Source organism: Acinetobacter sp. FL, assembly GCF_040744925.1.
GTDB classification, from domain to species: domain Bacteria; phylum Pseudomonadota; class Gammaproteobacteria; order Pseudomonadales; family Moraxellaceae; genus Acinetobacter; species Acinetobacter radioresistens.
The window spans coordinates 1,499,349-1,523,686 of record NZ_CP160437.1; the positions used below are offsets into that span (position 1 = coordinate 1,499,349).

Consider the following 24,338-nt stretch of genomic DNA (forward strand, 5'->3'; position numbering starts at 1 on the left):
ATAGTAGAAAAATTTCAAAAGTGTAAATATATAATAAGTGACTTCAGGAGAAGTAGGTCTAAGCTTTAATTACTATTCAGAATAATAATCCTCAGAGAGTAGAACGAATTCACATGAAAAGACTTATATATAAAAAAATGCTGAATGGTGAAATAGGGGCTATGTATTAAATAAGCCATGAGATTTATTTCTGTATAGCTTAATTAAGTAGCTGGACAGGTACAGCAAGATTCAAGTCTGAGTTTAATCCTGTTTCAGCTACTATATACACTGATCCTATTTATTGATCAGCTCTATGAAGACTTAATGAAAGCTCATCCCAACGTTGTATTGCTGTTTCCATTGCTTGCATTTTGACAGGGCCAAAACCCCGTACATCTGCAGGTAAATTAGCGATTTGCTGAGCAACAGATAAATCATAATTTTCAGGTGCAGAAGTAATGGATTTCACAAATGTGATATAACGATCACGCCAAGCCTGTTCTTTTTGTCGTTCTTGCTGTAACGCAAAGGGATCAAGGAACGTTTCCCGAAGCCACTGCAGTCGTCCAAGAATCATCATTGGAATGCGCATCCAATATCCGAAAGCACGTTTGCGTATAGTACCATGAGCCCCCAAAGCTGGAGGTGCTAAATGATAAGTTAAACGTAGACCTTGACCAAACTGCGCTTCAATAGACTGTTTAAAACTTTTTCCTGTGAGTAAGCGCGCAACTTCGTATTCATCTTTATATGCCATGACTCTATATAGCTGAGTCGCTATTGTTTCAGCCAGGTCTTCTGGTAAGACTTTGGCAGCCTGTTCCACAAGTGCTCGATACTGGGCTGCATAATCCTGATTCCAGTACTCGACAAGGCGAGAAGAGCGGTTTTCAATTAATTCGGCCAATGTAGCTGGTTTATTCGTTACTTTTATTGTTGCAATAATGCGTTTTGCTAAGTCAGGGTCACTCATTAGATGACAACCGATGCGGAAAGCTTCAAGATTTTTTTCAGCTGCAGTGGCATTAAGATGGATGGCCTTTTCAATACTTTCACGATTTAACGGGATCTGACCTGATTGCCAGGCCATTCCAAGTAGTATCTGATTTGCAAAGATTGCATCACCCAGCACTAGTGTGGCAATACGTGTTACGGGCAAAGATAAGAGTTTTCCTTGTGTAGTGCGATTACGCAGCCGATTAATCAAGTCAGTAATAGGAGCATACCAGTCACGAGACTCAAGGAAATCAGACGTAGGGGAACCATCTTCATTGACTATTACCATAGCCTCGGCCTTTAAGCGAGAAAGTGCTGCATTGCTACCTGCGACAATAGGATCTGCACCGATTAAAAGATCACATTGACCAGCAGGGATCTTGGTAGCAGAGATTTGATCATCTTCTGTAGCGAGCTGTACGTAAGAATAAACCGTACCACCTTTCTGAGCCAGTCCAGCCATATCCATAATACGTGCAGCTTTACTCTCCAAATGAGCAGCCATTCCAAGTAAAGCGCCTGCTGTAACCACACCTGTACCACCAACACCACCGACCATTATACGTACTGGTTGTTGATCGAGTTCAGGAAGAATTGGCTTTTCGGGCCAGCCAGCTTCTATACCCTTGAATATTTCCGGGCGTTTCATATCGCGAGTATGGACTGTCACAAAACTTGGACAGAAACCTTCTACACAGGAGAAGTCTTTATTACAGCTACTCTGATTGATTTGTCGTTTCGTTCCTAACGCTGTTTCAACGGGTTCAATAGATAAACAGTTAGATTTTCTGGAACAGTCACCACAGCCTTCGCAAATATCAGTGTTGATAAAGACTCGCTCTGCAATATCCGGATAAGCGTTGCGTTTACGGCGGCGGCGTTTTTCACTGGCACAAGTTTGAACATAAATTAGCGCCGTAACGCCTGAAATTTCACGTAATTTGCGTTGAACATCATCCAACTCATTTCTGTGGTAAATCTCTACGTAAGGCGCAATACCTTCTTCTGTATGAATCAGCTCAGGTTCATTTGTAACAATCACTTGTTTTTTGATTCCCTCAGCATCAAGTTGTCGTGTTAACTGCGCCACGCTAAGATGACCATCGACATGCTGCCCGCCAGTCATTGCTACTGCATCGTTATAGAGAATCTTGTAGGTAATATTGAGTTTTGCAGCAATTGCTTGACGTATTGCAAGATAACCTGAATGGAAATAAGTTCCATCTCCCAGATTAGCAAAAATATGCTTTTCGTTGGTGAAATGAGAGGCACCAGCCCAACTCACACCTTCACCACCCATCTGCGAGAAGGTCTCTGTACCACGATCCAGTGAAACAGCAATAAAATGACAACCAATTCCCCCTAATGCACGGCTACCTTCTGGTAATGCAGTTGATGAATTATGAGGGCAGCCACTACAGAAGAAAGGTTTGCGTTCTGCAATATCAAGAACACGGCGTGATTCCTGTTCTGCTTTTTTTAACAGCTCAACTCTGTTTTGGATTTGTATTTTTAAGCTTTCTGGAATCTCCAGTTTCAAGAATCGAGCTGCCAGCATTTTAGCAATAGGTTCAGGCTGAAATTCATAATGACCAATCAAAGGCGCTTCATCAATAGATGTACTCCATTCACCCTTTCCATCACAGGCTTTACCGATGACACGAGGGCGTTTGGCATCTGAAAGTGCATATAGCTCGTCTTTAATTTGTGCTTCCAGAATAGGGCGTTTTTCTTCTACAACGATAAGTTCCTCTAAACCTTCGGCAAATTCACGAAGACCTTGGGGCTCCAGGGGCCAAATCAGCGCAACTTGGTATACTCTCAGTCCGAGCTGTTGGGCTGTCTGACCTTCAATTCCTAGAATACGTAATGCTTCAATTGTATCTAAATAACCTTTACCACTTGCTACAATACCAATACGGGCATCAGGACAATGCCATGTCACCTGATTCAGTTCATTTTCACGCGCATAAGCCAACACAGCGGGTAAGCGATATTTATAAAGACGTTCTTCTTGCTGAATGCCGTGATCTGGCCAACGAATATTTACGCCATCTTCAGGCTGAACATTTTTGGGTAATACAGGAATGACCCGATCTAAATTAACATGAACAGAAGCAGAGGTTTCGACGATTTCACTGACTAATTTCATCGAAGTCCATACACCTGCAAAGCGTGACATTGCTACCGCATGAGCACCTAAATCAAGAATATGTTGTATTGAAGTAGGATAAAAAATTGGAATGCCACAACCAATCATGACATGTTCTGACTGGTGTGGAATACTAGAAGATTTACAAGAGTGATCATCTCCAAAGAAGGCAACCACGCCACCTTGCTCTGATGTTCCTGCAAGATTGGCATGACGGAGTACATCTCCAGAACGATCTACCCCGGGGCCTTTGCCATACCACCAGGCGGTTACCCCGTCATATTTACCTTGACCTGCGAGATTGGCTTGTTGCGTACCCCAAATTGCAGTAGCAGCTAGATCTTCATTTACACCAGGCTGAAAAACAACATGATGGTCTTTAAGTATATTTTCAGCCTGCCAGAGAAAATTGTCATAATTCCCTAAAGGGGAACCACGATAACCAGATATAAAACCAGCAGTATGATAACCGTTTAAAGTATCCCGCCGTGTTTGCGCGAGTGGTAAACGCACCAATGCCTGAATACCTGTCATGTAAGCAGTACCGTTATCACTTAGATATTTGTCTTCAAGTGATACGTCCTTAGTTAAAATCTTATTTGGAGTAAATTTTGTAGATATATTCATTTTATGTCTCCTTAGAATCTTGTAGTTCAAGCTACTTTATGTTCAACATCCGGTTGAATATTTGGAGTAAATGACATACTTAAAAAAGGATTGATCAGTTCAATTAAAACAATGGAACTGATTAATGTATGTACATTAATGTCATTGTGGTTGATCCATACTGGTGCAACAATGCGTAATTAAGAAAAAGATATTTACGTTATGCGCAAAAATCTTGATGGTGGATTGCTACATGCAATGCATGCTTTTCTAAAAGTCATTGATAGTGGGAGTTTTACGGCTGCTGCAGAGCAGATGGAGCTTACAACAGCGCAAGTGTCCCGACTTATTAGCGAGTTAGAAGGGCGTTTAGGCACAAAATTACTACAGAGATCTACGAGGCAACACGCATTAACCGATATTGGTGCAAGTTATGCAGAACAGTGCCGGCAAGTACTTGCGATGGTAGAAGAAGCTGAAACTCAGGCAATGGGAATGGCAACCGAACCGCAGGGGAGGTTACGTGTTTTGAGCATGGGAAGCTTCGGACATCATTATGTATCACCAGTAATGGCGGAGTTCTGTCAAAACCATCCAAAGCTTACGGTTGAGTACCGTACTTCACAGAATGTGCCAGACCTGCTAGGTAAAGGAATTGATGTAAGTTTATATCTTACGGAATCATTGACTGACTCAAGATTTGTTGCTCGTCAAATTGGGACAATATTTTCATTACTTTGTGCATCACCAGCCTATTTAAAAAAATACGGTGAACCAGAATCATTAGATGACCTGCAAAAGCATGCCTGCTTAAGATTGGTGAACCCATCTATTACACCGCAATGGCATCTCATCAGTAAAAATAGTTGTTCGTACCAAGTCGATATTACAGGACCATTAATTGCAGACACGCCAGAATTATTACTGGATATGGTACAGCAAGACATGGGTATTGCTTTGCTTCCAACTTTTACTGTTATCGAAGCTGTACGTACTAGACGATTATGTCGCGTTTTAGCAGACTGGAGATCACCTGATATTGGTGTTTATACCTTATTACCATCACGTCATTTTATTGATGCTAAAACAAGAGCATGGTTAAGGTGGGTCGATCAGCATATTTCGCCTAAGATTCAAAATGATACAGAATATTTTTTATAACTCTGATTCACTGTAAAAATTATTAAGATATAAAATCAGAAGGGTTCTGTGATAAACAATTTATAAAACAGTCAGCTATCTTTATAAATGTACGAAATACTATGGACCATGCTATAACATGTGCAGGCTACAGTCTCAGACATTCTATTTAACATAATATACATTATGCGAAATACTATATAGTTAAAGCTTTGTTTCTAATACCTTTTTTGAATCTATAAAGTCCAGAGCCACTAACTGAGCCACTGGAACTTTACGACTAACATCAAGTCGGAAAATTAATTGAGCATCGGCAGGAAGTTTTTGTCCCTGATAATCATGATAAAACTGTGCACCTTTAATCTTGTACTCAGTAGACTTCATACCAATTGCTCCAGAAGCAATTTCTTCTTCTGTAAATGGCTGCAATACAGTTACCACCGTATTACTGAAATCAATATTTTTACCTTCAGAACTAAAGTTACCTTCGGATTTACGAATGCCTGTAACTGTTAAAACTGGTTGGTCAATTGCGCTCATGCTATATGCTCCTAAGCAATTAGATAATTAAACTTACTCTGTGGCTTTTCATACCAATCAGGCAGTTGTTGATTGAAGTCGATCTCAACGAGCTTCACGAACGGAATGATGTTTTTAGCCTTCTCATCATGAAGGTTCTGGAGATAAGCTTTTGAAAAGCCACACTCACATAAGTCGGCAACTAATTTATAAAATTGAGTTTTACCGTAAGTCGTTTTAATTTCTTCTAAACCTTTCTCTCGGATCAGACAGAAAGCAGCAAATAAATTGCGTATACGTGTTGGAGATGGTTTACCGTTTTTAGTTAAAACTACTTGAGAAGTTTCAATTGCACGATAAACACTAGAATCATCAGTTAATTTCATAGTTTGACCTCTCAGAGCATCAAAAATACTACTTGTGGCTTTTATCCAAAGTGTTTGCAAAAGATTAGGATTATCTCGCTCGAATTTAATTAATTCGATCAAGTTGGTAGGTATACCATTACGTTCTAACCAACGTTTCTTCATACGTGATTCAAAACGTAATAAACCGACAGTCCAATTGTATAAACGAATATCAGACATAACTTCTACGACTCGCATCGCTGCTTTATCGTTCTTTTTTGCAAGCTGTTTCTGATGCTCAAACTGGACAATATATTCATCATGCTTGAGATAGCATTTATGATTAATTAATCGCGAAGTCTCCCCGCCCCAGTAAGTTGTACTGTCATAACGTTTATTACTAATTCTTGTTTGGCCATTTGATACACGGCTCAAAAACTCAAGAACTTGCTTAGCAGTATGTTGATCTTTGACACGTGCTGAATAAGTAACATCTATGTATGAAACCCAAGCTTTAGATATATCTAACTTCTTACAAATTTCAGGATAAGCCATATGCAAATAGCCTAGCATTTCAGCAGCACCCTGCTCTAACGAAATGTCAGCGAATACATTATGTCCCTGGAGCAACTTCGCAGGACTAGCCTTAATCTGAACATAAGGAAAATATGCAGAGTCAAAAAAAACCTTACAAGCCATGCCTGTGTAATGTGTTGGCAATGACTCATAAGGATGAAATAAAGCTGAAGCATTGAGCGTACCATCTACATTCATATGTACTGAACGTGATGCAAGCGGAATATCCATACATAAAGGATCAAAATTAATAAATGCATAACGACCTTCCTGATCACATACAACGTATTGATCAGCGAATGGAATGTTTATGCAAATATGATCGTTCATTAAATGTGTCCACATGCATGCAGGAATGCAATAGGCGGAAATTAACACAAGTATGCATGCATATACAATACATGCATGCAAAAATACATGTATGATTTTCCACATTTAGGAAATTAGGTATGAAAACGATGGTTAAAAGCGTCAGGATAAATGATGAGGAACAAGAGCAATTAAGAAAAAAAGCTGTTGAATTAAATAAAGTCTTAATTCAAAAAGGTCAACAGCCACTTAGAGATAGTGAAATTGTTCATATTCTAATCGATGAAGGCCTAGAATTATTAGAAGTAGGCAGCAGTGGTAAAGTGAAAATTATTAAATAATTCCGGAATTCCGGACTAGAGTCCACCATTAGAAGACGTGGACTCCCCTAGCCGCCGATTTCGCATAATGCAGATTGATGTTAAATACGTCATGGCGCATCTAGCGATTATCGCGACTTTGACAAAACAAAAAAGCTATGTAATTGATATACATAGCTTTATTTGTATTTGTCGAAAGTGTGACGTAAGTAACATAATCCTGCACACATTATGCGAAATGCTGTGGTAAATTTAAATCCTATAAAAAAATACCGCCATACACTTTGTATAACAGTATTCAAAAATCCATACAGTTTGTTCTCTCCAGTGGGGGAATTAAGCATCATCTAATAACAATTGTGATAATTGATCTTTCATTTCATAGGCTTTATCAAGTTCTTCAGTAGTTTTAAAAGCACCTGTATAAACTAAGGCTTTGAGAACCTCAGAAAAAGCAACGTAATAAGCCCCACCCATATCGTGAAAATGATTAGTTATAACCTTTTCGGCAAGTTCTTCAAGAATCTCTAGAGCTGTTTTTGTCATCAGAAATAATAATCCTTAGTTCAGCGCCGGAATACTCCGGCACTTCTGATTATATCGCTCATAGACATATATTTTAATTTTAGTAATTCAGAGAGGAAAATATTCATATTGTCATTGTGTCAGTTCGTAGACACTCACTTAATATTTTTCTTCTAGTGTTCTTCATTGCGTAGCAGATCGATAAGCTTTTTTTGTTAAAAAGCTTATGAGCCTCTTAGAGGCTCGACGGATATTCTCTTTCAAATTCCTTTTCATAATGTTCTTGCCAGTGCTCATTCTGAATTAAGCTATTGCACATACCACAAAAAGTATATTTTTCAGCGATTTTTGAACAGATTGCATTACCTGAATCGCCACCATATTCCAGAGCAAATATATAAATGTCTTCTAGTTCTTGAACTGTAAAATTAATCATCGTCTTTCTCTCCTTTTAAAGATAAGCTGAACTAAAACAAAATACATTCCCCAAGAAATTACGAAAACTAAAAGACCAATTAATGTTGAAATCATATTAAACCCTCTGCTTTGGCTTGTTGGTATTTTGCAAGAAACTCTGCATCTAGTGATGTGAGTCTTTCTTGTGTTGGTTGTTGTTGTGCTTGAAGTTGTTGCTGCGGCTGCTGAAAGTAATTAAAGGGTCTTTCACCGTCTTCTATGACACGTCTACAGTCTTCACTTGAGACATCATGCAAAATTGTGCCTTGCTGCGTATAAGCAACGTACTTATTACCTTTCTTCATACAACCACTAAAGACAGGTTTTGCAGTAACTTCGTACTGTACATTAACAGGTTCAAACGGCTTGCTTGGACTATAATTAGCTACAATCTTGTCCATTGTATTTGAGCTAGTCTGTTCAGAACGTTGCTGCTTAGCTTCAAGGTAAGGTTTGTCATATGCTTCTCTGCACTGTTCAGCATTCCAACCAAAATCTTTCATACAAAGATTAATTTTTTTCTGAAGTTCATCAGGTAAATCTTTTTGCCCTGGAGAGAGCGCTGCATTCACTTTGTCATTTTCTTTAACTTTAGCAAGCTGCTTATCAATAGAATCCTGTCCAATCCTATGACCGTTTGAGAAGTGACCAAAAAGATTTATTAATAGTCCACCTGCTATAAGAAAACAAACGATTGCTATTGCAGCAAGTTTATACATATAGCCCGGTATACGAGCCTTACCGTCTGTCACTTCTTCAGTAGATTTATACTTAGTAAATGTTTCTTCATCGAATGGCTGAAAAAAAACATCTTCTGCACGTTCTGTAGCTGCCAATGAGTCAGGTTTTTCCTGCCATGATCGCCACAATGAAATCTGTGATCGTTTCTCATTTCTTAACCGTGTACAGTGGTAATGCTCATTGACCAGCTCAAGCAAATGAAGGTGCAAAAGTTTAGGTGATTGAGTAATAAAGATAATGTCACGGCCTGAATGCCGATGATATTCAAGCTCTCGGATAACATCACGATTTGAAATTTTCTCACGTGCAGCCCAAGCAAAATATCTAATACCTTTTTTATCTACTTGGCGTTGTGCTTCATCGTAAACAATTAATGCACCTTTCTGACCGGTGGCTACATCAGATTCAGGCGTTAAAAGCCAATCTAATTCGCCTTTTTCATTTTCAGGAATGGGCTGAACGTCTAATGTGCAGCCATCAATATTTGTATAAACAGGACGACCAGCTTTTACAGCTTCAGTCACATATTTTTTCATTACAAAGTGGGTCTTTCCTTGGCCCATCTTTCCAGTAACAAGTAAAACAGGCATTGTTAAGACCTCTTAGCTAGACGTGGCCGCATTGATTCCCAATAAGCTCGCGTCATAATTGCTGTAAAAATAATTCCAAAACCTTCAGGTATGCCGAATACAGCCATAAGACCGATGTAAGGCGTAGATTCAATATGTGAAGCAGCTTTATAGATATAGGTTGAAAGCATGAGATAGAACGGTAAGCCAGTGACTATCCCAATGCCTAAACTAGTTAGTATTTGACGTATAAAATTGTTCGAAAATAAATCGAGTACCTTATAAATTAAGCCACCCATTAATCATCGCCCCCGCGCTGAAAACCAAATAAAATGAAACAGGCGGAAACCATAGAAAAGCCTAAAACAAATGGCTTAATGAGCCAGTCAAGATTACAAATATATGAGTAATCAGAAGTCTTTACCTGAGCAGTAACACCATGCAATGAGACTGTTTCATAGGTAGGCGCAGGACATTGAGCAGAAACGTTAAGGCTTACCTTTTTTTCTTCAAATTCAACAGAAGTATCTAAGTCAGAATCATCACGATCAGGCAGATCCGAATCGTCTTTAGACCAGTCAAACCAGTCTTTTACTGCTTGCCAAAAACCTTTTTCTTCTTCCTGATGTTCTCTAGTTCTGTCTAAATGCTCATTAACTTTCGTATCTGTTTTTTGCCATTTTTCATACCATTCGCAAACTGTAAAGGCCCACGAGCAAAAAGGCGGTAAATGAAATTCAGTGTTTGTTGTCTGTTCACCGGTTTCGGGGTTTGTAGTCGTTGAACCTGTCGAATCGCCTTTCGTGCCTTCATCACCCCACGATCTGTCATTCGCATCATCATTTGTTGAAAGATCATTGTTATATCTGCTATCGCCGATCGGTGCAGGTTTGTTATCTGGTGTAGGCGGAGCTTTATCTGCTTTAGCTTCTAAAGATTCATACAATTCATTACCAACGCCTGAAGAATCGGGAGTATAAGCTTCTGGAACACCAGTCCAATTGCCAGTATTAACCGAATCATTGTTAAAATTAGGATCAGGGTCTTTATAACCCTTACCGAGCATTGCAGCACCAAGCATTGCAGCAGTTAAAGTAACTTTTGTCGGCTTTTGCGGTTCTTGAGAGGGATTCGGATTTAACTTTTTATCAACATGCCACCAATCAGCCTCGCCATTTGATTTTTTTGTATTACACATATACTGGCCATCTGATCTTTGAGAAGCAGAAATGAAAGTCTGTCCGTATTTCGAAGCAACGGCTGAACAAATACCTTCTTGGGAAGAAAAAGTACCTAAATCGTCATCAGAAGAACGAAACCAGACATATTGACCGCAAAGCTCGGGTGTTTCTTCGCACTTGCTCGGATCAGGCTCTTTATATTTTACATAAACACCGTCCTCCATTACCCAACCAATGCCTTCAATCAACTGAGTTACAAGAGCAACACCGATCATCTGTACCCCAGGGACTTTTCCATAAGCCGCTATACGCTTCATCATTGATGAACCTACTTTAGATGCAGTTGGTACGGTTTCAACAACAGCAGTTGTTTTTAGAAGTGAACCAGATTCATTAATCTGTTTAACAAGTAAAGCCTGCAAGCGTTTTTTTTCAGCAACTTGTTTTTCAACTTTTATATATTCAAGAACCCACTTTGGAGTTGCTGCAAATGCTTTAGACATTAAGTAGACTTGTGAAAAGCAAATAAGCAAAGACAATAAAAATATATTTAAACGATGAATCATTATTTTTATTCCTTTGATTATTTTAACAATATACGTATGCCAACAATGGCTATAAAAACTATTATCCAGTTGAAAATTGAAGGTTCGTCCATAGCATTTACCTAAACTTCCTGCATGCGCGCCAATCGCTCCAACGAGCTCTCAGCGCGCCCGCAATCAGTTTTATTTCACCGCACCACGAGATTTCTTGACCAACGCAAGAACAGCTACAAAACCAAGAATTGCAATACCAATCGCAATACCAAAAGTCTCTGCTGTACCGATGTCAGTAATAAAACCTTGTGTATCCAGTTCTAATGCAGCATTGGCATTAGACATCGCCAAAACTGTTAAAAGCCCAGCTACTACCCCAGCACGTCCAGTACGTGTATTGATAAGTTTCTGGGAACCATTTTTTTCGATTACTTGTAATTCATTCATTGAATTCACCCTATTTAATTGAATAACGTGATTGTCTTAATAACCACATTACGAGGTAATAGCTGGTAATTGCCATGATAATCAGTGACGACTGCCAACCTGTTATAGCCAATCCGCTTAAGTCAAATTGAACCCATTCCAGACATGCCTTAGTGGTTTCATCGACTGTTTTGCACAGATAAGCCATTCTTTAAAATTCCTTAAGCACGACATTTAGTCATGTGAAAGTACAAAAACTGGCGGTGAAAATATGAAAAACATTTAGGACATTCGACTTGATTATCCCCCGTTATAGCTGTTATATTTCTCATTAAAATTCACCTAAGTTATTGTTTTTTAACATATTATACATTATGCGAAATACTATATAGTTAAAGCTTTGTTTCTAATACCTTTTTTGAATCTATAAAGTCCAGAGCCACTAACTGAGCCACTGGAACTTTACGACTAACATCAAGTCGGAAAATTAATTGAGCATCGGCAGGAAGTTTTTGTCCCTGATAATCATGATAAAACTGTGCACCTTTAATCTTGTACTCAGTAGACTTCATACCAATTGCTCCAGAAGCAATTTCTTCTTCTGTAAATGGCTGCAATACAGTTACCACCGTATTACTGAAATCAATATTTTTACCTTCAGAACTAAAGTTACCTTCGGATTTACGAATGCCTGTAACTGTTAAAACTGGTTGGTCAATTGCGCTCATGCTATATGCTCCTAAGCAATTAGATAATTAAACTTACTCTGTGGCTTTTCATACCAATCAGGCAGTTGTTGATTGAAGTCGATCTCAACGAGCTTCACGAACGGAATGATGTTTTTAGCCTTCTCATCATGAAGGTTCTGGAGATAAGCTTTTGAAAAGCCACACTCACATAAGTCGGCAACTAATTTATAAAATTGAGTTTTACCGTAAGTCGTTTTAATTTCTTCTAAACCTTTCTCTCGGATCAGACAGAAAGCAGCAAATAAATTGCGTATACGTGTTGGAGATGGTTTACCGTTTTTAGTTAAAACTACTTGAGAAGTTTCAATTGCACGATAAACACTAGAATCATCAGTTAATTTCATAGTTTGACCTCTCAGAGCATCAAAAATACTACTTGTGGCTTTTATCCAAAGTGTTTGCAAAAGATTAGGATTATCTCGCTCGAATTTAATTAATTCGATCAAGTTGGTAGGTATACCATTACGTTCTAACCAACGTTTCTTCATACGTGATTCAAAACGTAATAAACCGACAGTCCAATTGTATAAACGAATATCAGACATAACTTCTACGACTCGCATCGCTGCTTTATCGTTCTTTTTTGCAAGCTGTTTCTGATGCTCAAACTGGACAATATATTCATCATGCTTGAGATAGCATTTATGATTAATTAATCGCGAAGTCTCCCCGCCCCAGTAAGTTGTACTGTCATAACGTTTATTACTAATTCTTGTTTGGCCATTTGATACACGGCTCAAAAACTCAAGAACTTGCTTAGCAGTATGTTGATCTTTGACACGTGCTGAATAAGTAACATCTATGTATGAAACCCAAGCTTTAGATATATCTAACTTCTTACAAATTTCAGGATAAGCCATATGCAAATAGCCTAGCATTTCAGCAGCACCCTGCTCTAACGAAATGTCAGCGAATACATTATGTCCCTGGAGCAACTTCGCAGGACTAGCCTTAATCTGAACATAAGGAAAATATGCAGAGTCAAAAAAAACCTTACAAGCCATGCCTGTGTAATGTGTTGGCAATGACTCATAAGGATGAAATAAAGCTGAAGCATTGAGCGTACCATCTACATTCATATGTACTGAACGTGATGCAAGCGGAATATCCATACATAAAGGATCAAAATTAATAAATGCATAACGACCTTCCTGATCACATACAACGTATTGATCAGCGAATGGAATGTTTATGCAAATATGATCGTTCATTAAATGTGTCCACATGCATGCAGGAATGCAATAGGCGGAAATTAACACAAGTATGCATGCATATACAATACATGCATGCAAAAATACATGTATGATTTTCCACATTTAGGAAATTAGGTATGAAAACGATGGTTAAAAGCGTCAGGATAAATGATGAGGAACAAGAGCAATTAAGAAAAAAAGCTGTTGAATTAAATAAAGTCTTAATTCAAAAAGGTCAACAGCCACTTAGAGATAGTGAAATTGTTCATATTCTAATCGATGAAGGCCTAGAATTATTAGAAGTAGGCAGCAGTGGTAAAGTGAAAATTATTAAATAATTCCGGAATTCCGGACTAGAGTCCACCATTAGAAGACGTGGACTCCCCTAGCCGCCGATTTCGCATAATGCAGATTGATGTTAAATACGTCATGGCGCATCTAGCGATTATCGCGACTTTGACAAAACAAAAAAGCTATGTAATTGATATACATAGCTTTATTTGTATTTGTCGAAAGTGTGACGTAAGTAACATAATCCTGCACACATTATGCGAAATGCTGTGGTAAATTTAAATCCTATAAAAAAATACCGCCATACACTTTGTATAGCGGTATTTAAAAGTCCAGCTTCAGTAAAACTCGTTAAAAGCTTTTAGAAAGCTCTATAAAATTTTTATAAAGTTTTAATTTCTTTCTGTGTAAACGTTTCTGTAGGCTTGAGCTTCTGGTCAGGCTTTAAGAATGAAGAAGCAATAATTGCTAATATAGCAAAACTTATAATATATATAATAATTAAGTGCGGACTTCCTTCACCAATACTCAATAGCTTTGTAGCAATCAACGGCGCCAAACCGCCACCTAACACACCTGCAAATTGTACCGAAATTGAAATACCGCTATAGCGAATTTCAGCAGGAAATTGCCGAGCAAATAATTGTGACTGCGGTGCATACATAATTGGAAAAATTACACCAATTGCCAATACGATTGCTGTCCATACTAAAACAGGATCTTTTGTATTTAACATCGCAAAGAATGGATAGCTATATAGTGCAAGCATACAAAGACCAAATCTGAACATATTACGCTGGCCGACTTTATCGGATAAATGTCCGCATAATGGAGTCATTACCATAATGACAGCAGCGCCACAAATTGTTGCAAATAGAATATCTTGTCTAGGAATATTTAACTGCGTGGTGGTATAGGCTAAAGCAAAGGTGGAAGCCAAGTAGAACCAGGCATTTTCAGCAGCGCGTGATAGAATAATTGTAATTAACTGTTTTGGATGATTTTTAAACACCTGTAATGCAGGAACTTTAACTTCTTTCGCTTTTTCTTTAATTTTTTCAAAGTCTGGCGACTCAGGAACTTTCACCCGGATATACCAACCTACCGCCAGCAGCACTATACTGGCTAAAAATGGTAAGCGCCAGCCCCAGCTAAACAATGCTTCCTCGGGTAGTAAAGACACTAGACCCAAAGCCACCGAAGCCAGCATTAAACCGCCTCCAGTACTGGCCTGTGGTAAACTTCCCCAAAAACCCTTTCCACCTTCTGGAGCATGTTCAACAGCCATGAGAACTGCCCCGCCCCATTCGCCGCCCATCGCCATACCCTGAATAAATCTTAAAATAATCAGACAAACCGTAGCCCAGTAACCAATCGACTCAAATGTAGGTAACAGTCCGATCATGACTGTCGGGATACCCATTAACATTAAAGTCACTAATAACATGGATTTTCGGCCAACCTTGTCACCAAAATGGCCAAATACAATACCGCCTAATGGTCGACCAATAAATCCGACAGCGTAGGTTGCAAAAGCTGCGAGTACACCGGTGAGCGGATCAAGGTTTGGAAAAAATAATTTATTAAAAATGAGTGCAGCAGCAGCACCATAAATAAAAAAGTCATACCATTCAATAGTCGTCCCTACCATACTTGAGATACCTGCCAGGCGGTGAGAAGACTTTTTAGAATGCGAACCGTTTCCATGTATTGTTTGCATTGTCATATTCCTTTTTAGATTTTCTTGTTTTGAGTTTTTATACGTATAATCAGCCCTGACCATAAGTATTTTCAGTTTCTCTCTAGTCTCCTTGAATGTATTAACTTATGTATGAATGACTCAGCCGAGTCGCTCTAGAATTTGCTCAAGTTCTGGATTCTCCTTTTTCCATTGCGGCTGTTTGTCTTTATCAACAATAAGTGCACGGACACCTTCAATAAAATCACCATGTTCAAACCAGATATCCTGTAAATCACGCTCAATCTGCATGCACTGTTGTAATGACAAACTTCGTCCTAAGTGCTGTAGTTTCAGGCTGGTCTGTTTCGCAATCAGGGAACGCTGCTGCAAGGTAATCAGTATTTTATTTGTCCATGCCTTGTACTGCTCGTCTTGTTCATTTTCGAGACTCTGTTCGATATCCTGCAAATTTTTAAAACCAAAATGTTTTCGAATATTTTCAGACCGTGAACTTAGATCACTCTCAGCAGGACGGGTAATATACTTTCCAACCATCTGTTGTATTTTTTCTTTATTTAAACTGGATGAATTAGCCAGCTCATTCTGTAAAGCCTGAAGTTTTTCTCCAGGCACATGGTAGTCAATCAGATCAAGATAAAGTGCATCACTACTGCTGATTTGCTCGCCAGTAATCGCCATATAGACGCCGATATCATCAAGACGAGATAGAAAGTGTGTTGCTGCAACATCAGGGAAAAAGCCGATTGCTGTTTCCGGCATGGCAAAACGGGACTTTTCACTACTCACAATAATATGACAGGCCTGTGCCAGACCGAAACCTCCACCCAGCACATAGCCATCCAGTATGACTATAACCGGTTTCTGATAATCACGAATCCTGTTAAGCATGTCGTATTCAGCACTAAAATATGCTTTATGCGCTTCAGTTTGGTTTTTATAATTATCATATAGATAACGAATATCGCCACCTGCGCAAAAAGCTTTTTGACTGTTTGATTTAATCAATATAGCCTGAATAGAATGATCCTGTTGCCATGTCTCAAATTGCATATGAATCTGATGAATCATCTCAATTGAAAGTGCATTAAGATTTGCGACACGGTTTAGACTGATTATTCCCAGAACGCCCTGCTGTTCAATGATTAAATGCTTTTCCATATCCATCTCATCATTCTCCTATTGATTTTTAAAGTGAGCTTGGCGCTTTTCAATAAATGCCTGCATACCCTCTTTCTGATCTAGCGTTGCAAATACAGAATGAAAAGCACGGCGTTCAAAGCGTAAACCTTCAGCCAGATTTACTTCAAAGGCACGATTAATCGACTCTTTAATCATCATGCTTGCAGTTAAAGATTTGGATGCAATTTTTTCAGCTGCCTGCATGGTCTGTTCTAGCAGTTGCTCTTTACTGAAAATGCGGGCAACCAGACCGCACTGCTCTGCTTCAACAGCCTCCATCTGGCGTGCGGTCAGGCACATTTCCATTGCCTTGGCTTTACCTACTGCCAGTGTCAGGCGTTGTGTGCCCCCTATACCGGGTATCACACCTAAAGTTAATTCTGGCAAGCCAAACTTGGCATTATCTGCACAGTAAATAAAATCGCACATTAATGCTAATTCACAGCCACCCCCCAGCGCATAACCGCTTACTGCTGCAATTAAAGGTTTACGGCGCTGGGCAATTCGGTCGGCAAGGTTAAAAAAATCATCAAGATAAATTCTGGGAAAGGTAAGCTCAGCCATTTCCTTGATATCTGCGCCCGCAGCAAAAGCTTTTTCTGAACCTGCCAAAACCATGCAGCCAATTTCTTGATCTTTTTCCAGATCATCAAGTGCTAGATTTATTTCACCGATCAACTCGGAATTTAATGCATTCAAGGCTTTAGGCCGGTTCAAGGTAATGAGGCCTACCCTGTTACGTTTTTCTAGTAAGATTGTTTCAAACTGCATACTTCATCCTTATATTTTTATAATCCTTCCAAACTATTAGAACCTTATAGGCTACGCGCAATCACCAGACGCTGAATATCGCTTGTACCTTCATAGATCTGACAAATACGAGCATCACGATAAATCCGCTCAATAGGAAAGTCTTTTAAATAGCCATAGCCGCCAAAAATTTGTAAAGCTGACGAACATACCCGCTCTGCCATTTCCGAAGAAAATAATTTCGCCATAGACGCTTCATTCAGACAGGGTTTACCTGCTTCTTTAAGACGGGCTGCATGATGAACCAGTTGACGGGCTGCTTCAATTTCTGTCGCCATACTGGCTAAACGAAATGCAATAGCCTGATGTTCAAAAATAGGCTGGCCAAAGGTAATGCGTTCTTTAGCATACCGGGTCGCTTCTTCAAGTGCAGCACGTGCCAGTCCAACAGCTTGTGCGGCAATTCCAATACGGCCACCCTCCAGATTGGAAAGTGCAATTTTCAGCCCTTCACCTTGTTGTCCCAACATTAAAGTATTAGGTACACGTACATCAGTTAAGGCAATCTGGCAGGTATCTGAAGCATGTAAGCCAAGCTTTTCCTCGGTACGAACGACTTCATAGCCTTGTGTTTCACGAGGCACAATAAATGCACTGATTCCTTTTTTACCTGCTTCCGGATCAGTTATGGCAAACACAATAATAACTCCTGCATTATTTCCAGAAGTAATGAACTGTTTGGCACCATTAATAATCCAGTCATCTCCATTTTTTACCGCACGGGTTTTGATAGCAGCTGCATCTGAACCGGTATGAGGTTCAGTCAGTGCAAATGCGCCAATCATCTCGCCTTGAGCCAATGGCATCAGATATTTCTGTTTTTGCTCGGCTGTGCCAAATTTAGCTATAGGTACACACCCAACAGAATTATGGACACTCATAATGGTCGAGGTCGCACCATCTGCAGCCGCAATTTCTTCAAGGGCCAACACATAGGCCAGATTCCCGGTGTCTGAACCACCCCACTGCTCTGGAATAAGCATACCCATAAGACCCAGCTTGCCCATTTGCGATAAGACTTCTTTAGGAAAAATACTGTGTTTATCCCACTCGGCTGCTTTGGGCTTGATTTGTTCCTGCGCAAAACTTCTTGTCATATCCTGAATTAATAACTGTTCTTCCGTAAATTGCATCTCATGATCCTTGAGTAAGTTATCCTCTTTATGAATGAGGTATTGCCTCATCAGACAGCCTTGCTGTTTGCCTGCTGTTTTGCGATTTCCTGATTACGTAGCAAAAAGCGCTGTATCTTTCCGCTTGGCGTTTTAGGGAGTTCGGTCACGAATTCAACCTGTCTTGGGTAGGCATGGGCAGATAGACGTTTTTTTACAAATTGTCCAAGCTGCTCTGACAGCTCATCTGAGGGAGCTCTGCCTTCTGCCAGAACGACAAAAGCTTTTACAATTTCAGTGCGCTCCGGGTCAGGTACTCCAACCACAGCTGCTTCAATTACGGCATCATGCTCGAGAAGTGCACTTTCTACATCGAAAGGTCCAATACGGTAACCCGAAGTTGTAATGACATCATCACTTCTGCCTACAAAACTCATACTGCCATGTTCATGGAGTTCGGCAGTGTCACCTGTAAGGTAATAATGCTTTACGAAAGGAGATTTACGGCTCTCTTTATAACCGCCAAACCACATCATGGGAGACTGATTAATGTCTACTGCCAAAATACCTGGAGTACCTGCAGGAAGTTCATTTCCCTGCTCATCTACGACAGCAATACGGTAACCCGGGCTTGCGAAGCCGGCTGCACCTGCACGGATCTCATGATTTAGTCCATGGTGGTTACATACCACCATACCTACCTCGGTCTGGCCATAATGGTCAAAAATTGGTGCATCCAGAACCTGTCTGAACCAGCGAAATACTTCTGGATTTAAGGGTTCACCTGCACTGCTAACCACACGGAACTTTCCTTTAAGCTGGCCCATCTGTGCAGGGTCAGCAGCCATCATCATACGGTAAGCGGTAGGTGCGCCTGCCAAATTGGTAATTTGATAATCATTTACAATCTGGCATAAGCTTTCGATACTGAAGCCCCCTTCATAAAACAAGGTGGCATGACCTAAAAGTAATGGTCCGGTTATTCCATAGTACAAACCATACGCCCAGCCCGGATCGGCAATATTCCAGAAGGCATCTTCAGCTTTCAGTCCAATAGCATCCTTCATATAGTTGCCAAAAGCGATTAAGGCTTTCAATGGTACTTCCAGTGGTTTTGCAGGACCAGTTGTGCCGGAAGTAAACATGAGCAAGAACGGGTCCTGAACGGTTTGCATAACCATTTCACATTGGTCAGATTGCGCATTAACCATATTCCAGAAGTTTAGATCACCCTGTGGTACATTGCCCTCCCGGTCTGCCACGGTCACAATTTTCGGACACTGTTCGACTTCTTCGAGCTTACTGCGGTTGCCAATATCGGTAATGACCAGTTTGCTTTTCGCCAGCTGTAAGCGATGTTCTATAGCTTTAGGTCCAAAAGCCGTAAACAGGGGCTGATATACTGCGCCAATACGCCAAGCGCCTAAAATGGTTACCAGTAATTCAGGCGTTCGGGGTAATAAACCGGATACCCGGTCACCGGGCTTTACCCCTTGAGATTTTAAAAAATTAGCAAACTGACTTGACCATTGCTTTAACTGGCCAAACGTATACTGTTCCTTTTTCCCATCCTTGCCCTGCCAATACAACGCAATCTGGTCGCTATCTACATCAGCATGGCGATCACAACATTCATGGCATGCATTAAGTTGTTCTGGTGACCCTGCTAACAGGTTTCTTACCGCCGTATTTAAATCAAATTCTTTTACTGCATCCTGATAATCCAACATGATTGTTACCTCAGTCTGGTTTTATTGTTATTCATGACACGGGTGTTTTGATTTTATGCCATCCACTGGCTAAATGATTATGCTTGTTTTGGAAGATACTGCTGAATAATACTTGAAAAATCGAGGTTGGCATTACCCTGCATGCATAGCTGTTGATAAAGCTGCTGTACCAGTCCACCCAATACTACGGGCTGTTTGACCTGCCCCGCTGCTTCAACCGCAAGACCAAGATCTTTCAGCATTAATTGTGTGGCAAAACCATCCTTATAGCCTTTGGAAGCTGGCGCATTTTCACAGATATCTGGCCAAGGGTTGCAGACCTCAGAGCTCCAGCAGCGGCCACTTGAGCTGTTAATAACACCAGCAAGTGCCTGTGGATCAATCCCTAGCTTGACTCCAAGTGCCATACCTTCAGCGACGGCGGCCATAGATATGCCTAAAATCAGGTTATTACAGATTTTAGCAATTTGTCCTGCACCTACATCACCACAGTGCACCATGTTTTTGCCCATCGGACTTAACACCGTTTTAACCCGTATAAAAGTAGCCTCATCTGTGCCGACCATAAAGGTCAATGTTCCTGCCTGTGCACCTATGGTTCCACCAGAAACTGGTGCATCACAGATAGTAATCTCTCTTTCTGCTGCACTTGCTGCAATATCTTTAATAGTTTGTGGGTCAATGGTGCTACTGTCGATACATAAACTACCCGCCTTAAGTACTGCCAAGACACCATTTTCCCCCAGATATACATCCTTTACATGCTTTGCCGCAGGTAACATGGTAATAACGACATCTGCCGTTCGCGCCGCGACCTGAGGGCTGTCACAGGCAATCCCTCCAGCCTCTGTAAAGTGGGTAACTGCAGTTTCACTTAAATCAAAACCGTAGACATTTAAACCTGCTTTGAGGAGATTTTGGGCCATTTTCCCGCCCATATTTCCCAGACCAATAAAAGCAATATTCATCCTTGAACTCCTGAATTAGCGTAAGCTGATGGTTGTGTTTACTTCGCCTGCTTCCTGCGTATCTTCAAACCAGCGGCTGGTAATGGTCTTGGTCTGTGTATAGAACTGGACAGCCTGTTTCCCATAAGGCCCGAGATCTCCAAGTTTTGAGCCACGTGAGCCTGTAAAACTGAAGAACGGTACTGGTACTGGAATCGGAATATTGATACCAACCTGGCCAATATCAATCATGTTCTGGAAAGTACGTGCTGTTGCACCACTTTGGGTAAACAAACCAACGCCATTACCAAATGGATTGGCATTGATCAGTTCGATTGCTTCTTCAAGAGTATCCACACAGATAATCGAAAGCACAGGCCCAAAGATTTCTTCTTTATAAATACGCATGTCTGTGCTGACATGGTTGAAAATCGTAGCGCCAACAAAGTTGCCATTTTCGTAGCCTTTAACCTCAACATCACGGCCATCTAGTAAAAGTTCGGCGCCCTCTTCTACACCGCTATTAATGAGCTCTACCACTCGGGCTTTAGCACGTTTTGAAATCACTGGTCCAATATCTGTATTTGGCTCATGACCGGCATTTACACTCAGCATTTTGGCTTTTTCTACCAGATCATGAATCCAGTTCTTACTTTCACCTACCATAACAGCTACAGACAGTGCCATACAACGTTGCCCGGCAGCTCCAAATGCGGCGCCTACTAAAGCATTAAGAGTTTGCTCTTTATTGGCATCGGGCATGACAGCCACATGATTTTTCGCACCCATCATCGACTGAACACGCTTACCATGCTGACCTGCAAGGTTATAGACATGAGTTCCAACAGCGGTTGACCCTACGAAAGAAACTGCCTTGATATATTGATGTGTACACAAGCGGTCGACCACGTCTTTGCCACCATGCACAACATTTAAGATGCCTGCCGGAATACCGGCCTGAACCGCAAGCTCAACCAGCATCATGGTAGATAACGGGTCCTGCTCAGATGGCTTGAGAACAAATGTATTACCACATACAATCGCCATCGGGAACATCCAGAGGGGAATCATGGCTGGAAAGTTAAAAGGTGTAATACCGGCACAGACTCCTAGCGGTTGTTGTAAGGTATAAGTATCTACCCCGCGTGCTACCCCTTCGGCATATTCCCCCATTTGTAATGTGCCAATTGAACAGGCATGTTCGACTACTTCCAGACCACGCTGAATATCGCCCTCAGCATCTGCCAGGGTTTTACCCTGCTCAGTAGTCAGCACATGGGCAATCTCTTTCATGTTGTCACGGATTAAATCTTGCAGCTTGAGCATAATACGCATACGTGCCTGGATCGGGGTTAAACGCCAGCTTTTAAAAGCGTCTTGTGCAGCATTAATTGCAGCTTCTACTTCATCTGGCGTCGCCATCGGCACACGACCCACAACTTCTTGTGTGGCCGGATTAACAATATCTTGCCATTCTGAAGTAGTGGATTCTACAAACTGCCCATTAATTAATAATTTGGCTGTTGTGGTCTGAATATTTGTCATTGTGTTCATAGCCTCTCCATGGGCGATATTCTTGTTGTGCTGTAATCAGAAAATATCCTAAAGCCGTATTTTCATCTTTTTGGTTTCACTTGAGACTAACAAAGAAGGTTTTGACTACCAATACAAATTCGCGCACGATTACTGTGCAAATATGCACAAGGGATAAAATAAAAATGAAAGTGGATTGGGATCATCTACAGTTTTTTCTGGTATTGGCACGAGCCAAAACCCTGACCAATACAGCACGTATTATTGGAGTAGAACATAGTACGGTATCTAGACGGATTCAGGCACTGGAGCTGGCATTAGGAACGCCGTTATTTAAACGGGAAGCCACGGGTTATGAATTGACGCTTGAAGGGCTGGCTCTGGTTCCGCGAGTGGAACAGATGGAACAGGCATTTTTGCAGATAGAAAAGCCTCATCAGCCTTTACAAGGTCGTGTGCGAATTGGCACACCAGAAGGCTTTGGTACTGCATTTTTAGCAAAATTACTGGCAGAATTATCCAAACAGTATCCTCTGCTTACCATTGATTTAATCCCTGTACCTAAAATGATCAAGCTTTCTCACCGCGAAGCCGATATTGTCATTTCGATTGACCGTCCAAAATCCGGGCCTTATATCATTACCCGTCTTAGTGATTACTGTTTAAAAATATATGGCAGCAAAGAGTATCTGGCGGCCAGTTCACCTATCCACCAGCTTGAAGATTTAAAACAGCATCGCTTTGTCAACTATATCGATGACCTGATATATAGTCCTGAACTGTACTGTCTGGAACGTTTGCCCCTACAACTGAGTGCCAGCTTCAGGAGTAGCAGTATTTTAGCTCAGCAAATCGCTGTTAGTGCCGGAGCAGGTCTGGCGATTCTGCCCAAATTCTTGGCAGATGAACAACCAGAACTTGAACAGGTATTGCACAAAGAAGTCCGTTTTATTCATACTTTCTGGATGCTGACACTGGTAGATTTACAGCATGAGCCACGCATTAAGCTGGTATGGGATTTTTTAAGAACACAGGCTGATAAATACCAGCATCTACTTATGGATTAAAATTTTTAAGTGAAGTATTGACTAGATCTGAGCTTTATCCAGTGCGGCTTTAATGACATGTTCTGACTCAAAGTCATGATAGGTCTTGCGTTTAGAATATTCATGAGCCAGAGGTTGTACTTCTTTTAAAGTAAGCCGGCTACGCTCAGCCAAACGTATATACTCTTCAGTTCCTTTCCGCTTCCATTCAATTTCTTGGGCTTCTAATACTCTAATAACCTTAGCCGGGCTACCTAAAGCCAGCACATTTTCAGGAATGACTGCTTTTGCCTTGACCGTGCTATTAGCACCAATAATAGTATTTTCACCAATTTCTGCGTCATCCAGTATGACACTATTCATACCTACCAGCACATTTTTACGAATTTTACAGCCATGTAAAATGGCGCCATGACCGATATGTCCATACTCTTCAATTAAAGTGATACTGGCCGGGAAGCCATGCACAGTACATGAGTCCTGAATATTCGCATTTTTCCGAACATGTATACGGCCAAAATCTGCCCGCAGACTGGCAAATGGACCAATATATACTCCCTCTTCAATGATAACATCACCAATCAATACGGCTGTTGGGTGAATATAGGCTCCGGGGCTTACTACCGGAATAACTCCATCAATCTCATAACATGGCATTTTTA

General features: G+C 40.6%; 24 protein-coding genes. 4 read left to right on the forward strand and 20 right to left on the reverse strand.

Annotation, left to right across the window (positions count from 1 at the left end; translation table 11 throughout):
- Positions 1–280: 280 nt before the first annotated feature.
- Positions 281–3,757: an indolepyruvate ferredoxin oxidoreductase family protein gene (locus tag ABZP31_RS06995; protein ID WP_262476041.1), complete on the reverse strand. Its 3,477-nt coding sequence runs from the start codon at positions 3,755–3,757 to the stop codon at positions 281–283.
- Positions 3,758–3,958: 201 nt separating this feature from the next.
- On the opposite strand from ABZP31_RS06995, the gene ABZP31_RS07000 reads away from it, so the two are divergent.
- Positions 3,959–4,897 carry a LysR family transcriptional regulator gene (locus tag ABZP31_RS07000; protein WP_248134644.1) on the forward strand — a complete coding sequence of 313 codons (939 nt, stop codon included), beginning with the start codon at positions 3,959–3,961 and terminating at the stop codon, positions 4,895–4,897.
- Between the two features lie 183 nt (positions 4,898–5,080).
- Here the strand turns inward: ABZP31_RS07000 and ABZP31_RS07005 are convergent, their stop codons facing one another.
- Both ABZP31_RS07005 and ABZP31_RS07010 read right to left on the reverse strand, forming a co-directional pair.
- Entirely contained in the window at positions 5,081–5,416 is a 336-nt protein-coding gene (locus ABZP31_RS07005) for a hypothetical protein (protein ID WP_005014282.1), read from the reverse strand.
- Between the two features lie 11 nt (positions 5,417–5,427).
- Positions 5,428–6,648: a phage/plasmid replication protein, II/X family gene (locus tag ABZP31_RS07010; RefSeq protein WP_005014279.1), complete on the reverse strand. Its 1,221-nt coding sequence runs from the start codon at positions 6,646–6,648 to the stop codon at positions 5,428–5,430.
- A gap of 119 nt (positions 6,649–6,767) precedes the next feature.
- Between ABZP31_RS07010 and ABZP31_RS07015 the strand changes: the two genes are divergently transcribed.
- The gene (locus ABZP31_RS07015; RefSeq protein WP_005014276.1) at positions 6,768–6,968 is read left to right on the forward strand and encodes a hypothetical protein; all 201 of its coding nucleotides are present in this window, start codon (positions 6,768–6,770) and stop codon (positions 6,966–6,968) included.
- Between the two features lie 315 nt (positions 6,969–7,283).
- Here ABZP31_RS07015 and ABZP31_RS07020 read toward each other — a convergent pair whose 3' ends face one another.
- The 9 genes from ABZP31_RS07020 to ABZP31_RS07060 form a co-directional block, all read right to left on the reverse strand.
- Entirely contained in the window at positions 7,284–7,493 is a 210-nt protein-coding gene (locus ABZP31_RS07020) for a hypothetical protein (RefSeq protein ID WP_367156949.1), read from the reverse strand.
- A gap of 214 nt (positions 7,494–7,707) precedes the next feature.
- Complete coding sequence (locus tag ABZP31_RS07025; RefSeq protein ID WP_367156950.1) at positions 7,708–7,908, reverse strand: hypothetical protein; 201 nt, start codon at positions 7,906–7,908, stop codon at positions 7,708–7,710.
- A 91-nt stretch (positions 7,909–7,999) separates the two neighbouring features.
- Complete coding sequence (locus ABZP31_RS07030) at positions 8,000–9,259, reverse strand: zonular occludens toxin domain-containing protein (RefSeq protein ID WP_367156951.1); 1,260 nt, start codon at positions 9,257–9,259, stop codon at positions 8,000–8,002.
- Positions 9,260–9,261: 2 nt separating this feature from the next.
- Positions 9,262–9,537 carry a DUF2523 family protein gene (locus ABZP31_RS07035; RefSeq protein ID WP_367156952.1) on the reverse strand — a complete coding sequence of 92 codons (276 nt, stop codon included), beginning with the start codon at positions 9,535–9,537 and terminating at the stop codon, positions 9,262–9,264.
- The gene (locus tag ABZP31_RS07040; protein WP_367156953.1) at positions 9,537–10,985 is read right to left on the reverse strand and encodes a virulence factor TspB C-terminal domain-related protein; all 1,449 of its coding nucleotides are present in this window, start codon (positions 10,983–10,985) and stop codon (positions 9,537–9,539) included. The genes ABZP31_RS07035 and ABZP31_RS07040 overlap by 1 nt, the downstream gene beginning before the upstream one ends.
- A gap of 162 nt (positions 10,986–11,147) precedes the next feature.
- Positions 11,148–11,405 (reverse strand): hypothetical protein, encoded by a 258-nt coding sequence (locus ABZP31_RS07045; RefSeq protein WP_367156954.1) that lies wholly within the window; start codon positions 11,403–11,405, stop codon positions 11,148–11,150.
- Positions 11,406–11,415: 10 nt separating this feature from the next.
- The gene (locus tag ABZP31_RS07050) at positions 11,416–11,592 is read right to left on the reverse strand and encodes a hypothetical protein (protein WP_367156955.1); all 177 of its coding nucleotides are present in this window, start codon (positions 11,590–11,592) and stop codon (positions 11,416–11,418) included.
- Positions 11,593–11,776: 184 nt separating this feature from the next.
- Positions 11,777–12,112 carry a hypothetical protein gene (locus ABZP31_RS07055; protein ID WP_005014282.1) on the reverse strand — a complete coding sequence of 112 codons (336 nt, stop codon included), beginning with the start codon at positions 12,110–12,112 and terminating at the stop codon, positions 11,777–11,779.
- 11 nt (positions 12,113–12,123) lie between these two features.
- Entirely contained in the window at positions 12,124–13,344 is a 1,221-nt protein-coding gene (locus ABZP31_RS07060; RefSeq protein ID WP_005014279.1) for a phage/plasmid replication protein, II/X family, read from the reverse strand.
- A gap of 119 nt (positions 13,345–13,463) precedes the next feature.
- On the opposite strand from ABZP31_RS07060, the gene ABZP31_RS07065 reads away from it, so the two are divergent.
- A complete protein-coding gene (locus ABZP31_RS07065) occupies positions 13,464–13,664 on the forward strand; it encodes a hypothetical protein (RefSeq protein ID WP_005014276.1) in 201 nt (66 codons plus the stop codon).
- Positions 13,665–13,999: 335 nt separating this feature from the next.
- Here the strand turns inward: ABZP31_RS07065 and ABZP31_RS07070 are convergent, their stop codons facing one another.
- The 7 genes from ABZP31_RS07070 to ABZP31_RS07100 form a co-directional block, all read right to left on the reverse strand.
- Positions 14,000–15,337, reverse strand: coding sequence for an MFS transporter (locus tag ABZP31_RS07070; protein WP_262475658.1), 1,338 nt, complete (start codon positions 15,335–15,337; stop codon positions 14,000–14,002).
- Positions 15,338–15,457: 120 nt separating this feature from the next.
- Positions 15,458–16,483: an enoyl-CoA hydratase/isomerase family protein gene (locus ABZP31_RS07075; RefSeq protein ID WP_262475660.1), complete on the reverse strand. Its 1,026-nt coding sequence runs from the start codon at positions 16,481–16,483 to the stop codon at positions 15,458–15,460.
- Between the two features lie 12 nt (positions 16,484–16,495).
- Complete coding sequence (locus ABZP31_RS07080; RefSeq protein ID WP_075039854.1) at positions 16,496–17,269, reverse strand: enoyl-CoA hydratase; 774 nt, start codon at positions 17,267–17,269, stop codon at positions 16,496–16,498.
- A gap of 44 nt (positions 17,270–17,313) precedes the next feature.
- A complete protein-coding gene (locus ABZP31_RS07085) occupies positions 17,314–18,441 on the reverse strand; it encodes an acyl-CoA dehydrogenase family protein (protein ID WP_262475661.1) in 1,128 nt (375 codons plus the stop codon).
- Positions 18,442–18,491: 50 nt separating this feature from the next.
- Positions 18,492–20,150 carry an AMP-binding protein gene (locus ABZP31_RS07090; RefSeq protein ID WP_262475663.1) on the reverse strand — a complete coding sequence of 553 codons (1,659 nt, stop codon included), beginning with the start codon at positions 20,148–20,150 and terminating at the stop codon, positions 18,492–18,494.
- A gap of 77 nt (positions 20,151–20,227) precedes the next feature.
- Positions 20,228–21,118 (reverse strand): 3-hydroxyisobutyrate dehydrogenase, encoded by an 891-nt coding sequence (mmsB, locus tag ABZP31_RS07095; protein WP_046206230.1) that lies wholly within the window; start codon positions 21,116–21,118, stop codon positions 20,228–20,230.
- Between the two features lie 15 nt (positions 21,119–21,133).
- Positions 21,134–22,651 (reverse strand): CoA-acylating methylmalonate-semialdehyde dehydrogenase, encoded by a 1,518-nt coding sequence (locus ABZP31_RS07100; RefSeq protein WP_262475666.1) that lies wholly within the window; start codon positions 22,649–22,651, stop codon positions 21,134–21,136.
- A gap of 164 nt (positions 22,652–22,815) precedes the next feature.
- On the opposite strand from ABZP31_RS07100, the gene ABZP31_RS07105 reads away from it, so the two are divergent.
- The gene (locus tag ABZP31_RS07105; RefSeq protein WP_139880713.1) at positions 22,816–23,697 is read left to right on the forward strand and encodes a LysR family transcriptional regulator; all 882 of its coding nucleotides are present in this window, start codon (positions 22,816–22,818) and stop codon (positions 23,695–23,697) included.
- A gap of 21 nt (positions 23,698–23,718) precedes the next feature.
- On the opposite strand, the gene ABZP31_RS07110 is transcribed toward ABZP31_RS07105, so the two are convergent.
- Complete coding sequence (locus ABZP31_RS07110; protein WP_262475667.1) at positions 23,719–24,333, reverse strand: gamma carbonic anhydrase family protein; 615 nt, start codon at positions 24,331–24,333, stop codon at positions 23,719–23,721.
- Positions 24,334–24,338 lie beyond the last annotated feature (5 nt).

Excerpts from the sequence above, each read along its gene's own strand:
- ABZP31_RS07075 (WP_262475660.1), bottom strand. The coding sequence starts at position 16,483 with ATGGATATGGAAAAGCATTTAATCATTGAACAGCAGGGCGTTCTGGGA.
- ABZP31_RS07060 (WP_005014279.1), bottom strand. The coding sequence starts at position 13,344 with ATGAACGATCATATTTGCATAAACATTCCATTCGCTGATCAATACGTT.
- ABZP31_RS07080 (WP_075039854.1), bottom strand. The coding sequence starts at position 17,269 with ATGCAGTTTGAAACAATCTTACTAGAAAAACGTAACAGGGTAGGCCTC.
- ABZP31_RS07065 (WP_005014276.1), top strand. The coding sequence starts at position 13,464 with ATGAAAACGATGGTTAAAAGCGTCAGGATAAATGATGAGGAACAAGAG.
- ABZP31_RS07035 (WP_367156952.1), bottom strand. The coding sequence starts at position 9,537 with ATGGGTGGCTTAATTTATAAGGTACTCGATTTATTTTCGAACAATTTT.
- ABZP31_RS07105 (WP_139880713.1), top strand. The coding sequence starts at position 22,816 with ATGAAAGTGGATTGGGATCATCTACAGTTTTTTCTGGTATTGGCACGA.
- ABZP31_RS07070 (WP_262475658.1), bottom strand. The coding sequence starts at position 15,337 with ATGCAAACAATACATGGAAACGGTTCGCATTCTAAAAAGTCTTCTCAC.
- ABZP31_RS07050 (WP_367156955.1), bottom strand. The coding sequence starts at position 11,592 with ATGGCTTATCTGTGCAAAACAGTCGATGAAACCACTAAGGCATGTCTG.
- ABZP31_RS06995 (WP_262476041.1), bottom strand. The coding sequence starts at position 3,757 with ATGAATATATCTACAAAATTTACTCCAAATAAGATTTTAACTAAGGAC.
- ABZP31_RS07020 (WP_367156949.1), bottom strand. The coding sequence starts at position 7,493 with ATGACAAAAACAGCTCTAGAGATTCTTGAAGAACTTGCCGAAAAGGTT.
- ABZP31_RS07055 (WP_005014282.1), bottom strand. The coding sequence starts at position 12,112 with ATGAGCGCAATTGACCAACCAGTTTTAACAGTTACAGGCATTCGTAAA.
- ABZP31_RS07000 (WP_248134644.1), top strand. The coding sequence starts at position 3,959 with ATGCGCAAAAATCTTGATGGTGGATTGCTACATGCAATGCATGCTTTT.
- ABZP31_RS07010 (WP_005014279.1), bottom strand. The coding sequence starts at position 6,648 with ATGAACGATCATATTTGCATAAACATTCCATTCGCTGATCAATACGTT.
- ABZP31_RS07015 (WP_005014276.1), top strand. The coding sequence starts at position 6,768 with ATGAAAACGATGGTTAAAAGCGTCAGGATAAATGATGAGGAACAAGAG.
- mmsB (WP_046206230.1), bottom strand. The coding sequence starts at position 21,118 with ATGAATATTGCTTTTATTGGTCTGGGAAATATGGGCGGGAAAATGGCC.
- ABZP31_RS07100 (WP_262475666.1), bottom strand. The coding sequence starts at position 22,651 with ATGAACACAATGACAAATATTCAGACCACAACAGCCAAATTATTAATT.
- ABZP31_RS07005 (WP_005014282.1), bottom strand. The coding sequence starts at position 5,416 with ATGAGCGCAATTGACCAACCAGTTTTAACAGTTACAGGCATTCGTAAA.
- ABZP31_RS07025 (WP_367156950.1), bottom strand. The coding sequence starts at position 7,908 with ATGATTAATTTTACAGTTCAAGAACTAGAAGACATTTATATATTTGCT.
- ABZP31_RS07030 (WP_367156951.1), bottom strand. The coding sequence starts at position 9,259 with ATGCCTGTTTTACTTGTTACTGGAAAGATGGGCCAAGGAAAGACCCAC.
- ABZP31_RS07090 (WP_262475663.1), bottom strand. The coding sequence starts at position 20,150 with ATGTTGGATTATCAGGATGCAGTAAAAGAATTTGATTTAAATACGGCG.
- ABZP31_RS07110 (WP_262475667.1), bottom strand. The coding sequence starts at position 24,333 with ATGCCATGTTATGAGATTGATGGAGTTATTCCGGTAGTAAGCCCCGGA.
- ABZP31_RS07045 (WP_367156954.1), bottom strand. The coding sequence starts at position 11,405 with ATGAATGAATTACAAGTAATCGAAAAAAATGGTTCCCAGAAACTTATC.
- ABZP31_RS07040 (WP_367156953.1), bottom strand. The coding sequence starts at position 10,985 with ATGATTCATCGTTTAAATATATTTTTATTGTCTTTGCTTATTTGCTTT.
- ABZP31_RS07085 (WP_262475661.1), bottom strand. The coding sequence starts at position 18,441 with ATGCAATTTACGGAAGAACAGTTATTAATTCAGGATATGACAAGAAGT.